Source organism: Streptomyces sp. NPDC002206 (assembly GCF_053593595.1).
Map to the genome: position 1 here is coordinate 26,915 of NZ_JBSFCW010000003.1, position 14,750 is coordinate 41,664.

General features: G+C 70.7%; 12 protein-coding genes and 1 riboswitch. Of the genes, 6 read left to right on the forward strand and 6 right to left on the reverse strand.

Translation table 11 applies throughout. From position 1 onward, the window contains the following. Positions 1 to 17 precede the first annotated feature (17 nt). A riboswitch (FMN riboswitch) is annotated at positions 18 to 148 on the reverse strand. A 175-nt stretch (positions 149 to 323) separates the two neighbouring features. After that, positions 324 to 1,073: an SDR family oxidoreductase gene (locus tag ACWCP8_RS08230; RefSeq protein WP_352266205.1), complete on the forward strand. Its 750-nt coding sequence runs from the start codon at positions 324 to 326 to the stop codon at positions 1,071 to 1,073. Here ACWCP8_RS08230 and ACWCP8_RS08235 read toward each other — a convergent pair. Further along, complete coding sequence (locus ACWCP8_RS08235; protein WP_451114944.1) at positions 1,042 to 2,247, reverse strand: ROK family protein; 1,206 nt, start codon at positions 2,245 to 2,247, stop codon at positions 1,042 to 1,044. The two genes, ACWCP8_RS08230 and ACWCP8_RS08235, sit on opposite strands and share 32 nt — an antisense overlap. A 147-nt stretch (positions 2,248 to 2,394) precedes the next feature. Between ACWCP8_RS08235 and ACWCP8_RS08240 the strand changes: the two genes are divergently transcribed. Beyond that, positions 2,395 to 3,624: an MFS transporter gene (locus ACWCP8_RS08240; protein WP_352266203.1), complete on the forward strand. Its 1,230-nt coding sequence runs from the start codon at positions 2,395 to 2,397 to the stop codon at positions 3,622 to 3,624. A gap of 50 nt (positions 3,625 to 3,674) precedes the next feature. On the opposite strand, the gene ACWCP8_RS08245 is transcribed toward ACWCP8_RS08240, so the two are convergent. Further along, entirely contained in the window at positions 3,675 to 4,970 is a 1,296-nt protein-coding gene (locus ACWCP8_RS08245) for an alginate lyase family protein (RefSeq protein ID WP_451114946.1), read from the reverse strand. A gap of 266 nt (positions 4,971 to 5,236) precedes the next feature. Between ACWCP8_RS08245 and ACWCP8_RS08250 the strand changes: the two genes are divergently transcribed. The 3 genes from ACWCP8_RS08250 to ACWCP8_RS08260 all read left to right on the forward strand — a co-directional run bounded on the left by ACWCP8_RS08250 (position 5,237) and on the right by ACWCP8_RS08260 (position 8,427). Beyond that, the gene (locus ACWCP8_RS08250) at positions 5,237 to 6,628 is read left to right on the forward strand and encodes a uracil-xanthine permease family protein (protein ID WP_352266201.1); all 1,392 of its coding nucleotides are present in this window, start codon (positions 5,237 to 5,239) and stop codon (positions 6,626 to 6,628) included. A gap of 19 nt (positions 6,629 to 6,647) precedes the next feature. After that, positions 6,648 to 7,556, forward strand: coding sequence for a UTP--glucose-1-phosphate uridylyltransferase (locus ACWCP8_RS08255; protein ID WP_352266200.1), 909 nt, complete (start codon positions 6,648 to 6,650; stop codon positions 7,554 to 7,556). A gap of 151 nt (positions 7,557 to 7,707) precedes the next feature. Then, positions 7,708 to 8,427 carry a DUF5995 family protein gene (locus tag ACWCP8_RS08260; protein WP_382832374.1) on the forward strand — a complete coding sequence of 240 codons (720 nt, stop codon included), beginning with the start codon at positions 7,708 to 7,710 and terminating at the stop codon, positions 8,425 to 8,427. Between the two features lie 106 nt (positions 8,428 to 8,533). Here the strand turns inward: ACWCP8_RS08260 and ACWCP8_RS08265 are convergent, their stop codons facing one another. The 3 genes from ACWCP8_RS08265 to ACWCP8_RS08275 form a co-directional block, all read right to left on the reverse strand. Next, a complete protein-coding gene (locus ACWCP8_RS08265; protein WP_355995660.1) occupies positions 8,534 to 10,240 on the reverse strand; it encodes a flavin monoamine oxidase family protein in 1,707 nt (568 codons plus the stop codon). A 48-nt stretch (positions 10,241 to 10,288) separates the two neighbouring features. After that, positions 10,289 to 11,086 (reverse strand): carbon-nitrogen hydrolase family protein, encoded by a 798-nt coding sequence (locus ACWCP8_RS08270; RefSeq protein WP_352266197.1) that lies wholly within the window; start codon positions 11,084 to 11,086, stop codon positions 10,289 to 10,291. A gap of 254 nt (positions 11,087 to 11,340) precedes the next feature. Then, a complete protein-coding gene (locus tag ACWCP8_RS08275; RefSeq protein WP_266987999.1) occupies positions 11,341 to 11,796 on the reverse strand; it encodes an Lrp/AsnC family transcriptional regulator in 456 nt (151 codons plus the stop codon). A gap of 157 nt (positions 11,797 to 11,953) precedes the next feature. On the opposite strand from ACWCP8_RS08275, the gene ACWCP8_RS08280 reads away from it, so the two are divergent. After that, a complete protein-coding gene (locus ACWCP8_RS08280; RefSeq protein WP_451114950.1) occupies positions 11,954 to 12,949 on the forward strand; it encodes a GDSL-type esterase/lipase family protein in 996 nt (331 codons plus the stop codon). A gap of 94 nt (positions 12,950 to 13,043) precedes the next feature. On the opposite strand, the gene ACWCP8_RS08285 is transcribed toward ACWCP8_RS08280, so the two are convergent. Further along, positions 13,044 to 14,510: a GuaB1 family IMP dehydrogenase-related protein gene (locus ACWCP8_RS08285; RefSeq protein WP_352266195.1), complete on the reverse strand. Its 1,467-nt coding sequence runs from the start codon at positions 14,508 to 14,510 to the stop codon at positions 13,044 to 13,046. Between the last annotated feature and the right edge of the window lie 240 nt (positions 14,511 to 14,750).

Below are 14,750 nucleotides of genomic sequence, written 5' to 3' on the forward strand. Positions count from 1 at the left end.
GTACCTGTGACGGCCCGCCGCGCACTGCCTCCCATCCGGACTTTAACCGTCGGTCCAGGAATCTCACCTGGTCAACCGGCCGCTGGATGCGGACGGGTCGCGGACTATAACCGCCGGTTCGGAATTGCACCGACCCCGGAGTGCGCTGCTGCTGTTACAGGATCAGTGTGCCACGCCTGCCCATGGGCCATGCGGACGAGAGGTGTGGAGTGGCTCACAAGGGGCCCCGGGCGGGTTCGCGGCGAGCTCACGGACGGACGCACGGACTGGCGCACGAGCGGGTTCGAGGGCTGCCCGTTCGCCGTCTCTGACAGGCTGGATCCATGACGACGATTCTGGTGACCGGCGGAACCGGAACCCTCGGACGAGAGGTGACGGACCGGCTGCGCACCGGCGGGCACGAAGTCCGGGTGCTGAGCCGGCGTTCACAGCCGTATGCCGTCGATCTGCGCGACGGTGCGGGCCTGGACGCGGCGGTCGACGGCGTGGACACGATCGTGCACTGCGCCACGACGCCGCGCGGTGGCGACGACACGGCGGCCGGACATCTCATCGAGGCCGCGAAGCGGGCCGGTGTCCCCCATCTGGTCCATATCTCGATCGTCGGCGTGGACCGGGTGCCGCTCGGTTACTACCAGGTCAAGCGGCAGGTCGAGCAGATGGTCGAGGAGTCGGGGCTCGGCTGGACGATCCTGCGGTCCACCCAGTTCCACGACCTGGTCCTGCGCATCCTCGCCGCAGCGGCCCGACTGCCCGTGATGCCGCTGCCGGCCGGGGTACGGCTGCAGTCCATCGATACCGGTGAAGTCGCGGACCGGCTGGCCGAGTTGGCGGTGGCCGGTCCGGCCGGGCGGGTGCCGGAGATGGGCGGGCCCGAGGTCCGGGAGCTGCCGGAGCTGGCCCGGGCCTATCTCCGGGCGACCGGGAAACGGCGGCCGCTGGTGCCCGTACCACTGGCCGGAAAGGCGTATGCCGGCTACCGGCGGGGCGGGCATCTGACTCCCCGACGGGCCGTCGGGAAGGTCACGTTCGAGGAGTTCCTCACGGAGCGCTGCCGCCGCCGCCCGCGGTAAACAGCTCGTCCTGAGCCGCATCGCGCGCGGCGAGCAGCGCGCCGCGGAGCACCGCGGAGCCGCCCAGCAGGCCCGCTCTGACCTCCGTCCGCAGCGGGGACATCATGGCCAGCCGCTCCTCGACCCGGGACGCCAGCGCTTCGCCGCCCGCGTGACCGACCTCGCCGGCGAGGACCACACAGCCGGGGTCGATGACCGAGGCGACGGCGGCGGCGCCCACCGCGAGGCGGTCGGCGAGGGCCGAGAGGAATGCCTCGCTCTCCCCTTCGCCGGCCAGGGCGGCCCGTACGGCGAACGCGGCAGCCGGCTCCTGCTCCCCGGAACTCATCCGCGTACGCACGTCGATGCCGTGCCGCAGGGCCAGTTCGCACACCGGCGCCGCGCCCACCAGGGAGTGGAACCCGCCGTCGCAGTTGACCGCGGAGGGGATCCCCACCGTGCCCGGCACAGGCAGGAAGCCGATCTCACCCGCACCGCCGGAGGCTCCGCGGCGCAGCTTGCCGTCCAGCATGACGGCGGCGCCGATGCCGTGGCCGAGCCAGAGCAGGACGAAGGTGTCGCGATCCTGGGCCGCACCGAGACGGTGTTCGGCGACGGCGGCCAGGTTGGTCTCGTTCTCGACGAGCACGGTCGCGGGCAGCCGCTGCTGGAGCACCCGGACGAGGCGACGGTGCCAGGCGGGCAGGCCGGTGGTGTCGCGGAGCTCGCCGGTGACCGGGTCGATCAGGCCGGGGGCGCCGATGCCGACGCTGTGCAGCGGAGCGGCGCCTGCCTCGCGCGCGGTGCCCTCCAGCAGTGCGGCAGCCTGTTCCGCGGCAATTTCGGTGCCGGTGTCGCTGCCGATCGGCAGGGTGGCCTCGGCGAGCGTGACGCCGAGGAGATCGGCGACGACGACGGCGACGCTGTCGGTGCGCACGTCGAGGGCGGCGAGGTGGGCGCGGTCCGCGACGATCCCGTACAGCCGGGCGTTGGGGCCGCGCCGCTCGGCGCCGCTCTCGCCGACGACCTGGATCAGGCCGGCCCCCTGCAACCGCTCCACCAGATCGGCGACGGTGGGGCGGGAGAGTCCGGTCAAGGTCTTGAGCTGGGTGGCCGTCAGCGGGCCGTCCTCCTGGAGCAGCCGAAGGGCGAGCCGGTCGTTGATGACCCGGGCGGTGCTCGGTGATGCGGGCATGCCGGGATCCTTCCAGATCACTGCCGCACGGGGGGGCCATGACGGCCTATTTATCAGGCAGGGTTCCTGATAGTTTACTCCTCGCACCGTGAGGACGGGCGCGGGGGTCGACCGCGACAGAGAATTCCCAGGGGAGGGCACGGCGGCATGACGACGGAATCCACACGGACGACGGTCTTCGGCACGGAGCAGGTGAGGCGGGCCAGGTTCGCGATCGCCGCGGTCTTCGCCGTGCACGGTGCGGTGACCGGCAGCTTCGCCACCCGTGTGCCCTGGATCCAGGACCACGCCGGGGTCGGTGCGGGACAGTTGGGGATCGCCCTGGCCTTCCCGGCGATCGGCGCCTCGCTCGCCATGCCGCTGGCCGGTGCGATCAGCCATCGCTTCGGCGCCAGAACCGCGCTGCGCGGGCTGCTGGCGCTGTGGACGCTTGCGCTGACGCTGCCCTCGCTGGCACCGAACCTGCTGACGCTGTGCGCGGCGCTCTTCGTGTTCGGGGCGTCGGCCGGCATGTCGGACGTGGCCATGAACGCCCTCGGCGTCGAGGTGGAGAACCGTCTCGACAAGTCGATCATGTCCGGGCTGCACGGCATGTGGAGCGTGGGCGCCCTGATCGGTTCGGCGGCGGGCACCGTGGCCGCCCATATCGGCACTGACGCCCGGCTGCACCATGTACTCGCCGCTCTCGTGCTCACCGCGCTCGGCCTGATCGCCTGCCAGGGCGTACTGGATCTGCGCAGCGAGCCGGACGAGGAACCGCCACCGCGGTTCACCCTGCCGCCCAGGTCGGCGCTGGTCATCGGTGCGGTGGGGTTCTGCGCGGTGTTCGCCGAGGGAGCCAGCCTGGACTGGTCGGCGGTCTACCTCCGGGACATCATGGACAGTTCTGCCGGGCTCGCGGCCGCGTCCACGACGGCGTTCGCACTGACGATGGCCGTGGCCCGGATCGCCGGCGACAAGGTCGTCGACCGGTTCGGTGCGGTCAGGACCGTGCGGGTGGGCGGAGTGCTGGCAACCGTCGGGGGTGTACTGGTGGTCGTCGCGCCGGGCGCGGTTCCGGCGATGTGCGGTTTCGGGCTGCTGGGCCTCGGTGTCGCCGTGGTCGTACCCCTCGCGTTCGCGGCGGCGGGGCGCAGCGGGCCGAACCCGAGCCAGGCGATCGCGGGCGTCGCCACGATCACGTACACCTCGGGGCTGATCGCCCCGTCGGCGATCGGTTCGCTGGCCGAGGCGACCTCGCTGGTCGTGTCGTTCGGCCTGGTGACGGTGTTGGCGTTCGGTCTGGTGCTGGGGGCCGGGGTGCTGCGGGCGGGCGACCGTCAGGTCGCGGCGAAGGCGGTCGGCGCACCGGAGGCGGCGGCCGAGCCTCGGGCCTGAAGGGCTCGTTGCGCGGGCGGGGCTCCGGGGGGAGCCCCGCCCGCCGATGTTCAGCCGGCGATCGAGTCCAGCTGCTCCGCTGCGGGCCGCAGCGCCCAGAGGTCGCCGCCGGGCGGCGTCTCCAGTTGCGGTACGGCGGCCTGCGCCTGCCGGTCACCGGCGTCGGCGGCAGCGTGCACGATGTCACTGGCCGCGTACCGGTAGAACTCCAGCTCCGGGTGCGGCCAGGGGGCCGCCCCGGTCGCGGCGGGCAGCAGATAGTCGACCGCCTTGAACAGGCTCTGCCCTTGCGGCCCTTGGTACGCCCATAGGTCCACACCGACCTGCTTGCCGATCGCGGCGAGCCGCGTGTAGGCGACCAGGTCGAAGGTCGAGTAGTGCCAGCTGCGGGTGCGCGCCAGCTCCTGCGGCTGGGTGCCGTCGGCGGCGATCTGCGGGTCGATCCGCAGCGCACGCGCGTCAAGGACGACCTTGCGGGCGAGGTCCTTGTCACCTGTGGCGAGGGCGAGTCCGCCGATCTGCATGTCCTGGAAGGTGCCGTGGTTGTTATGGGCGGCCGATTCCTGCTTGCCGAAGTCCGAGTTGACCAGCCAGTCCAGGAACGAGGTGTTCCAGGCCCGCATGCCGGTCCGGTCGCTCTTCGACCAGCCGGGCGCACCCGTGTCGAGGAGGGCGATGGCATCCAGGACCGAGGTGTACTGCTGGGAGAAGTCGATGATGCCGATGGCCCGCCCGTCGTACTTGCAGGGGATGAACTGCCCGTGGTTCAGGTTGGGGTTCATCCGGGTCGCGGGGTCCAGGAACCAGGTGCGCAGGATGTCCGAGGCGTGCTCGGCGTACTGCTCCCGGCCCGTGTAGTACCAGGCGAGGCTGAGCGTGGTGACCGAGTTGAAGACCTTGCCGATGTCGGGGCGGTCGGTTCCTGTGTCGACCTCGGGGTTGCGTTCACCGTCGCGCTGGACGTACGGACAGCCCCACGGGTTCTCCGCGGTCTTCGGCTGCGAGGGCCACCAGTACGGGGCCTGGCTCAGGTAGTCGTGCGGGTCCCCGCTCGGTGCGGGCTTCGGCTTGTCGACGACCGTCCAGGGGCCCTGGTCCAGCCAGCTGTCCGCCTTCACGGTCAGCGCGTCGACGGCCGCGCGCAGAGCCCGGTCGCCGTGGTCGAGCCGTAGCTTGGTCTGCTGAACACGGTGGCCGTCGATGACCACGGTCCTCGGCACCCGGGGCGGCGGGCGGTGACCGTGGGCGGTGGCGGCTGCGGAGGAGGCGGCCGGCACCAGGACGGCGGTCAGGGCAACGACGGTGGTGAGCAGGGCTCCGAGACGCCGACGAGGTCTTTCGCTCATCGAGCACTCCCCTCATGAATCAGATATCTGAATGATGTTCACGAGCACGACCGTGTGAGCGTAGAGCCGCCTGTTCGGAGTGACAATGCTTCGCACATGATTCATGGATGAGACCCTCGGGCGGGGCTCGCGCAGCGGAGCCCGGACACGGGCCGACGCCGCTCCGGCATTACCATGGCGCTGATCTTCTCCGCGGTGGCGCCGGGCCGTACGAACACAGCACCGGGCACCGCACGGACCCACACACGGACACACAGGGAGCGACCATGGGCGGCCTCGGCGTGCGCTGGACCTTGCACGGCGACGGAAAGACCCCCGCACCGGGGGCCGTGGTCCGGCCCGATGAGCGGCTCTCCTGGCCCCGTACGTTCGGGCTCGGCGCCCAGCACGTGGTTGCGATGTTCGGCGCTTCGTTCGTCGCCCCGGTGCTCATGGGGCTGGACCCGAACCTCGCGATCATGATGTCCGGTGTCGCGACGGCCATCTTCCTGCTCGCCACGCGCGGCCGGGTGCCCAGCTATCTCGGCTGTTCGCTCTCCTTCGTGGGCGTGGCCGCGACGATCCGGGCCAGTGGCGGGGACAGTGCCGTCGTCACCGGGGCGGTCTTCGTCGTCGGCGTGGCGCTCTTCCTCGCGGGTCTCGCGGTGCAGCGCTTCGGGGCCCGGATCATCCACGCGGCGATGCCGCCCGTGGTCACCGGCGCCGTCGTCATGCTCATCGGCTTCAACCTGGCGCCGGTCACCGCATCGACGTACTGGCCGCAGGACCAGTGGACCGCGCTGCTCGTCATGCTCTTCACCGGTATGGCCGTGGTGTGCCTGCGCGGATTCTTCTCGCGCATCGCGATCTTCCTCGGTCTGGTCTTCGGCTATGCGCTGTCCTGGGTGCTGGACCGGGTCTTCGGCAAGATCCATTCACCGGCGGGCGGCGCCGAGGCGGTCGACCACTGGCGGCTCGACCTGTCGGGCGTCGCCAAGGCCGACTGGATCGGGCTGCCGTCCTTCCACGCCCCGAGCTTCGATTGGTCGGCGATCCTGGTCGCACTGCCGGTGGTGATCGCGCTGATCGCGGAGAACGCGGGGCACGTCAAGGCCGTGGGCGAGATGACCGGTGACTCGCTCGACGACAAGCTCGGCACCGCCATCGCGGCGGACGGCGCAGCCTCCATGCTCTCCACCGCCGTGGGTGGCCCGCCCAACACCACGTACTCCGAGAACATCGGCGTCATGGCCGCGACCCGCGTCTACTCCACCGCCGCATACTGGGCCGCCGCCTGCTTCGCCCTGCTGTTCGGGCTCTGCCCCAAGTTCGGCGCGGTCGTCGCCGCGATCCCGGGCGGGGTCCTCGGCGGCATCACCGTCATCCTGTACGGGATGATCGGCCTGCTGGGCGCCCAGATCTGGATGAGCGGCAACGTCGACCTCCGCAACCCGCTGAATCTGGTGCCGGCCGCCGCAGGCATCATCATCGGTGTCGGCGGGGTCAGCCTGAAGGTCACCGACGACTTCGAGCTGAGCGGGATCGCGCTCGGCACCATCGTCGTGATCACCGGCTACCACGTGCTGCGGGCCTTCGCCCCGGCCCATCTGAAGCCGCAGGAGCCCCTGCTGGACGCGGGCACGTCCACGTACGACGACACGAAGCCGCCCACGCAGTAGCCCCTTCCGGGAGGAACTCATGTCCACCACCATCCACAGGGCAGTCATCCCCGCTGCGGGCCTCGGCTCCCGCCTTCTCCCGCTCACGAAGGCGACGCCGAAGGAGATGCTGCCGGTCGGTGACAAGCCGGTGATCGAACACACCGTGCGCGAACTCGTGGCCTCGGGCATCACGGACATCACCATCGTCGTCTCGGGCGGCAAGGGACTGATCCAGGACCACTTCCGGCCCAACCCCACGCTCGTCGCCCAGCTCCGCGCGGACGGCAGGACCGCATACGCGGACGCCGTGGAGGAAGTCGGAGAACTGTCCCGGCTCGGGCACATCACCTACCTCGACCAGCACGGCCCGTACGGCAACGGAACCCCCGTCCTCAACGCGGCGCGGAACTTCGGTGACGAGCCGATGCTGGTCCTGTGGCCCGATGACGTCTTCGTCGCCGGGACTCCGCGTGCGCAGCAGCTGATCAAGGCGTACGAGGCGACGAGTTGCCCCGTACTCGCTCTGATGCCGATGAACCCCGCCGACTCCCACCGCTACGGCGTGCCCGTCGTCAAGGAGAACCTGAACGACGGGCTGCTGCGCATCACCGGCCTCGTCGAGAAGCCGAAGCCGCAGGACGCCCCGTCGGCGTACGCGGCCATCGGCGGATACGTCGTGACCCCCGGCATCGTCGACGAGCTGCGCCGGCAGACGGAACGCTGGTACGAACACCGCACCGGCGAGGTCTACCTGACCGACGCGATCAACGCCTACGCGGGCAGCCGCGCCGTGTACGGGCAGGTCATCGAGGGCAAGTGGTACGACACCGGCAACCCGCTGGCCTATCTCACCGCCCAGTTCGCCGCCGCGCTCGCCGACCCGGAGTACGGCCCCCATCTGCGCAGGCTCGCGCAGGGAATCGGCGACCCGACGCCTTCGGCCTGACCACGGACCTCCGCGCTCACCCCTCCGAAACCCTCCGAAACGACCCGGGGCCGGCCTCCGGGGCACCGATGGCTCTGCCGCCGTTCCCCCGTTCCGATGAACCCGCGGCCCGTCGCCGCCACGGCGGGCCCACGGCTGGGACGCTGCCCCCATGGCGCAGTTCAAGCAGATGGAGCAGTTCGCGGGCCGGGCCGGTCCCGTCGCCGCGCCGCCCGATGTCACTTCGGTGCTCGGGCGGATGCGTGACCTTCAGTCCTCCTGGCCGCCGGTGGACGGGGTGGCGGTCTTCAACCGGGTCTATCTGACAGTCACCGAGACCGTCGACCGGCAGATCACCGAAGGCGCGTTCCCCGACCGGGTGGCCGCGGCCGCCCTGGACGTGCAGTTCGCGGAGCGCTATCTCGCGGCCGTCGACGCAGCGTCGGCGGGGCACCGGCCGCCCGACTGCTGGCGCCCGCTGTTCCAGTACCGGCACCATCCCGGCGTACGGCCGCTGCAGTTCGCGATGGCGGGGATCAACGCACACATCGGCCACGATCTGGCGCTCGCAATCGTGGACACCTGCCGCACGCTGCACTGCGCTCCGCCGGACCTGCAGGAGGAGTTCGACCAGGTGGGCGATCTCCTCGCGATGCTGGAGGAGCAGATCCGGGAGGATCTGATGCCGGGACCCGATCTGCTGGAGGTCGCGGATCCGCTGACCCATCTGCTGGGGTCATGGAGTCTGGACCGGGCCCGCGAGGCGGCCTGGTCGGCGGCCCGGGTGCTGTGGCGGCTGCGTGATCTGCCGGTGCTCGCCGAGGAGTTCCGGCAGCGGATGGACGCGGGTGCGGGTCTGGTGGGGCGCTGTCTGCTCACTCCGTGCCGCTGACCGCAGGCCCCTGCGAAGGCGACCGCACCGCGGCGGTGGCGCATCCGGTGCGCCATCTGTCGCCCGGGGCCGGCAGCGCAGCGACTGCCGGCCCGCGTAACGCCGGTCAGTCCTCCGGGAGTTCGACCGGAGCGATGTCGTCGAAGACGTCACCGGGGCCGGGGTTCGTCGCATCCGTGGCGCCGCCGAACTGGGTCATCACACCCCAGACGGCGTTGAGCGCGGTCTGCACGGCGCCCTCGGCCCATCCGGCCGTCCAGGAGATGTCGTCGCCCGCGAGGAAGAGTCCGCGCTTGTCGGCGGGCAGCCGGTCCTGCATGAAGTGGGTGAACAACCGCCGCTGATAGCGGTAGTGGCCCGGCAGGTTGGCCTTGAACGCGCCCATGAAGTAGGGCTCGTTCTCCCAGGAGACCGTCACCGGGTTGCCGATGATGTGCTTCCTGATGTCGACGTCCGGGTAGATCTCGCCGAGCGACTTCAGCATGACCTCCATGCGCTCGTTCGGGGAGAGCGGCAGCCACTTCAGGCTGTCGTCGCACCAGGTGTACGAGAGGCAGATGACGGCCGGCTTGTCGGGCCCGTCGTCGAGGAGGTAGGTACCCCGGGTCATCCGGTCGGTGAGCGTCATCGACATGACGTCCCGGCCCGTGGGAACCCCCCTGCCGTCGACGGCCTTGTCCAGCCAGAACGGCCGGTCGACAGGAACGAACAGCTTCGACGACTCCATGTAGTGGGTGCGCTCCATCGCCGTCCAGTGGTCGATGGGGAACAGCGCGTCGTCGCAGTCGATCTTGGAGAGCAGCAGCCAGGACTGGCCGGTGAAGATCGCCGCCCGGAAGGTGCGGATGTCGCCGGTCGCGTCGGTGACGGTGATCCGGTTCCCGGCGGTGCGGTGCAGCCGGGTCACGGCGGGGCGGGGCTCGCCGTCGTGCAGCGAGGACAGCGACGTGCCGAGCGGCCAGTGCACGATCTTCTGCGGCTCGCGCTCCCAGAGCCGCAGCGGGAGCTGCTGGCTGCCGCCGACGATGCCGCGGTGATGGTCGTCGGCCTCGGTGTAGACGACCCGCAGGATCTCCAGGATGGAGTTGGGGAAGTCGGTGTCCCAGCCGCCGGTACCGAAGCCGACCTGGCCGAAGATCTCGCGGTGCCGGAACGACTTGAAGGCGTCGGAGGCGCAGAGGAAGCCGTAGAAGGTCTGGTTGTCGAACTTCTCGACGAGCTTCGCCCAGATCTCCCGGATGCGTGGGACGTCGCGCTCGCGCATCGCCCGGTTCATGTCGGAGAAGTCGGCGCCCTCCTCCAGACAGGCGTTCCAGGCGTCCATCACATCGCGGTAGACCTGCGGCAGATCGGCGATGGTCTCCGCGTAGTGCGACTCGCCCTTGAGGTCGACGACGGTCGACGGGGTGGCGGGGGAAAGCGGGTTGGGGAACGGCTCGGTCCGCAGGCCCACCAGGTCGATGTAGTGCTGCAGCGCCGTGGACGTCGGCGGGAAGCGCATCGCGCCCATCTCGGCGGTCAGCGAGGGGTCGCAGCCGTCGAAACCGACGGTACGCAGCCGCCCGCCGATCTGGTCCGCCTCGTAGACGACGGGCTTGAGGCCCATCTTCATCAGTTCGTACGCGGCCACGATGCCGGAGAGCCCGCCACCGATGACGGCGACCTCGGTGCCGTGCTCGGTCGCCGGTATCTGGCCGAGCCCCGCGGGGTGGGCCAGGAAGTCGTCGTAGGCGTAGGGGAAGTCCGGCCCGAACATGGTGATCGGCGGCTGCGCGTCGGTGTGCTGGACGGCGTTGGGCACCGTGGACGTCATGGGGTACGGACTCCTTGCACGGGAAAGAGGAAGCGGGAGGGCCTGGACTCAGACGAGGGAGCCGTACAGACCGGGGCGGCGGTCGTGCAGATAAGGGTTGGCGGCGCGGGACGCACTCAGGAACTCCGGGTCGACCTCGCCGATCACCAGCTCCTCGCCTCGTCCGGCGCGGGTGCGGACCGTGCCGTCGGGGCCGGCCAGACAGCTCAGCCCGACGAACTCGAACTCGCCTTCCGGGCCGGTCCTGTTGACGTACGCGACATACATCTGGCTCTCGAAGGCGCGGACCGGCACGAGGGACTCTGGGACGAACTGGAAGGGGTGCATCATCGCGGTCGGCACCAGGAGCAGGTCGGTGGCGGCGAGGGCGTGCGCCCGTACGTTCTCCGGGAACTCGACGTCGTAACAGATCATGATCCCGATGCGTACGCCGTCCAGTTCGGCCTGGACGACGGGCTGCTCGCCGGGGGTGAACCACTGCTGCTCGAAGCAGCCGAACAGGTGGGTCTTGCGGTAGTTGGCGAGCCGGGTGCCGTCCGGACCGATCAACTGCGCCGCGTTGAAGATCAGCTCGTCCGCGCGCTCCGGGTAGCCGTACAGGACCGCGAGCCCGTGCCGCACGGCGATGTCGGCGACGGCCCGCGCGGAGGCGCCGTCGGCGGGCTCGGCCAGCCGGGGCACGTCGTCGCCGATGGCGTATCCGGTGAGGAACAGTTCGGGGCAGACCAGCAGCCGGGCCCCGGCCGCTGCCGCGCGGCCGGCGGCCTCGTCGAGCACCTTGATGTTCTCGGCCACCGAGCCCGGACGTCCGGAGCTCTGGAGCAGGGCGGTGCGCAACGGCGGCATGGCAGACCTCGGGCGGTGCGGGCTGAGCGGGGACGTATTAGACGGTACGGGCCGGGATTCCGGCCGGACAAGGCGCGAGCGTTGCGCGCCGACCGTCGATCCATTGCGCAATCCACCGCTGCGGCGGTGATTCGTTGCGTGGAGTGTCGTTGCAGGTCAGAGGGGTGATATCGGTCTCGCCGAGGACCACCTGCCCAGGTGCGTGTCCGCGGCCCCGACAGGACGGGCCGGAGGGCCGCCGCCCGCCTGTGTGATCAGCCCGGAGTCCCCGAGGAGTACCGCCGCAACAGCGGCGACAACACCAGCACCGACTTGGTGCGCTCCACATAGGGCTCGCCCGCGATCCGCTCCAGCACCTGCTCGAAATGGCGCATGTCTGCGGCGAAGACCTGGACGATCGCATCCGCCTCCCCGGTGACCGTGGAGGCTGACGCGATCTCCGGATAGCGCGCCAGACCGCTCTTGATCGCCTCCGGGGAGGTGTTGCGGCTGCAGTAGATCTCGATGAATCCCTCGGTCTCCCAGCCGAGCGCCGCCGGGTCCACCCGTACGGTGAAGCCGGTGATGGCCCCCTCCGCGCGCAACCGGTCGACGCGGCGCTTCACCGCGGGCGCGGAGAGGCCGATGATCGCGCCGATGTCGGCGTAGGAGCGGCGGGCGTCCTCGGCAAGGGCGTGGACGATGCGTTCGTCGAGATCGTTCAGTCGCACTTCAGGTGGATCACTTCTCTGCGATGGGCGTTCGGGGACGGCGGCACACCGTGCCGCACCCGAAGTAGAACACGCGGTGACGGACGGGGCCGTACGGACGTCGGGGCGACGCGGCGGGGTAAGGGTGCAGTGCGCACCCCTATCGAACGGAGACCCGATGACCTGGCTCGACCCCGACCTCTTTCTCCGCGGTGTGGCCTGGCGGGACGGTGTGCGTGCGGTGCGGGCCGACCCGGCCGATCGGGCGCGACTGCCGTGGGACACCGGGGCGCGGGCGCTGCTGCCCATCGGGGTACGGCTGGAGTTCCTGGCACCGGGTGCGCGTGCGGTGGAGATCCGCTACCGCGCCGCGGTGCCCGACCCGGCGGACGCGCTGCACGACCTCGCCCACGTGTTCGCACTCTGGCAGGGCGACCGGTGCGTGGCGGAGATCTTCGCGGAGCCCGCCGAGGAGTCGGTCGCCGTGCTCGAACTCCCGCCCGGGGAAGGCCCGTTCACCGTTCATCCGCCGCAGGGGCAGTCCCCCCTGATCCTCGGCGTGCGGGCGGCGGGCGGCACGCTGCTGCCCGCGCCGGAGCAGCCGCGGTGGGTGGTGCACGGCGACTCGATCACCGAGGGCTGGTGGTCCACGCGCCCCGCCCACGCGTGGCCCGCGGTGGCCGGCCGCGCGCTCGGGCTGGACCCGGTCAATCTGGGGTACGCGGGGGCGGCGCGCGGGGAGCTGTGTGTCGCCGAGCAGATCGCGGCGCTCCCGGCCGACGTACTGACGCTGGCGTTCGGTACGAACTGCTGGTCACGAGTGCCGTTCTCGGCACCACTGCTGTACGAGACGGTGCGCGCGTTCATCACACTGGTGCGCGCGGGCCACCCCGGGACACCGTTGCTGCTCGTCTCACCACTCCTGTGCCCGGGAGCCGAGGACACCCCGAATGCCCTCGGGGCCACTCTGCGCGAGCTGCGGACGGCGATGGAGGAGGCCGGTGCCGACCTGGTCCGCGCGGGCGACTCCCGGCTGTCCGTGCTGCCGGGACGCGATGTCCTCGGGCCGGAGCATCTGGCGGACGGCCTGCACCCCGACGACGCCGGCCACGCCCGTCTGGCGGCGGCCGTCACGGAGGCGCTCGCCCCGTACGTATCCGCGTCGGCCTGCTGAGCGGCGTTCTCCCCCGCCGACGGAAGGAGTCCGGGCCGCCGACGCGGCCCGGACTCCTTCCTCGTTGCCTCCCGGCGCCGCCGGGAGCGCGTGACTAGCTCCAGCTGGCGTGCAGCGCCTTGCCCTCGGCGTAACCGGCGGCGCTCTGCACACCGACGACCGCCTTTTCGGCGAACTCCTCCAGGGACGCCGCACCGGCGTACGTGCACGAGGAGCGGACGCCCGCGATGATCGAGTCGATCAGGTCCTCGACGCCGGGACGGGCCGGGTCCAGGAACATCCGCGAGGTGGAGATGCCCTCCTCGAAGAGCGCCTTGCGGGCCCGGTCGTACGCCGACTCGTCCGACGTGCGGTTCTTCACGGCGCGCGCGGACGCCATGCCGAAGGACTCCTTGTAGTAGCGCCCGTCGGCAGACTGCTGGAGGTCGCCCGGCGACTCGTACGTACCGGCGAACCAGGAGCCGATCATCACGTTGGACGCGCCCGCGGCGAGCGCCATGGCGACGTCGCGCGGGTGACGGACGCCGCCGTCCGCCCAGACGTGCTTGCCGTACTTCTTCGCCTCGGCGGCGCACTCCAGCACCGCGGAGAACTGGGGCCGCCCGACACCGGTCATCATCCGGGTGGTGCACATGGCGCCGGGGCCGACACCGACCTTGATGATGTCCGCGCCGGCCTCGATGAGATCGCGCACGCCCTCGGCGGCGACGATGTTGCCGGCCACGATCGGCACCTGCGGGTCGAGCGCACGGACCGCACGGACCGCGCTGATCATGGATTCCTGGTGGCCGTGCGCGGTGTCCACGACGAGGGTGTCGACGCCTGCGTCGAGGAGCTGCTTGGCCTTGCCCGCGACATCGCCGTTGATCCCGACGGCAGCGGCGATCCGCAGCTTGCCGTCGGCGTCGGTGGCCGGGGTGTAGAGGGTGGCGCGGAGCGCGGCCTTGCGGGTGAGGATGCCGACGAGCCGGCCGTCCGCGTCGACCGCGGGGGCGAGCTTGCGGTGGGCGCCGTCGAGCTTGTTGAAAGCGTCGCGCGGATCGATGTCCGCGTCGAGCAGCACCAGGTCCTTGGACATGACCTCGGAGAGCTGGGTGAAGCGGTCGACACCGGTCAGGTCGTGGTCGGTGACGACGCCGACGGGCCGCTGCTCGTCGTCGACGACGACGCCGGCGCCGTGCGCGCGCTTCGGCAGCAGGGACAGGGCGTCGGCGACGGTCTGACCCGGGGTCAGCATGATCGGCGTGTCGAGCACGAGGTGGCGCGTCTTGACCCAGGAGATGACGTCGGTGACGACGTCGATCGGGATGTCCTGGGGGATGACGACCAGCCCGCCGCGGCGGGCCATCGTTTCGGCCATCCGGCGGCCCGCGATCGCCGTCATATTGGCGACGACGAGCGGGATGGTGGTGCCGGTGCCGTCCGGCGAGGAGAGGTCGACCCCCTGGCGGGAACCGACCGCTGAGCGGCCCGGAACCATGAAGACATCGTCGTACGTGAGGTCGTACGGGACCGAGGGGGACTCTGTGTAGCGACCGGTGCCGGGCTCAAGAAAACGCATAAGGCTCATTTTTTCATACGAAACCGCGCAGGTCGCTGCCCTGAAGACACAGCAAACGACTCCCGCGTTCGTGCGTTCCTACAAGGGCCGCGTGCGGGAGTCCCGGGCAAGTGGAACCTGCCTTACCCACAGACACTACCCGACCAGCTTTCAACCATTCGCGATCATCTTCCCTGGACCTGATAACAAGGGGTCAGGTAGCTTCAAACGCGCAGGTCCCGCGGGTCGCAACCAGGTCCC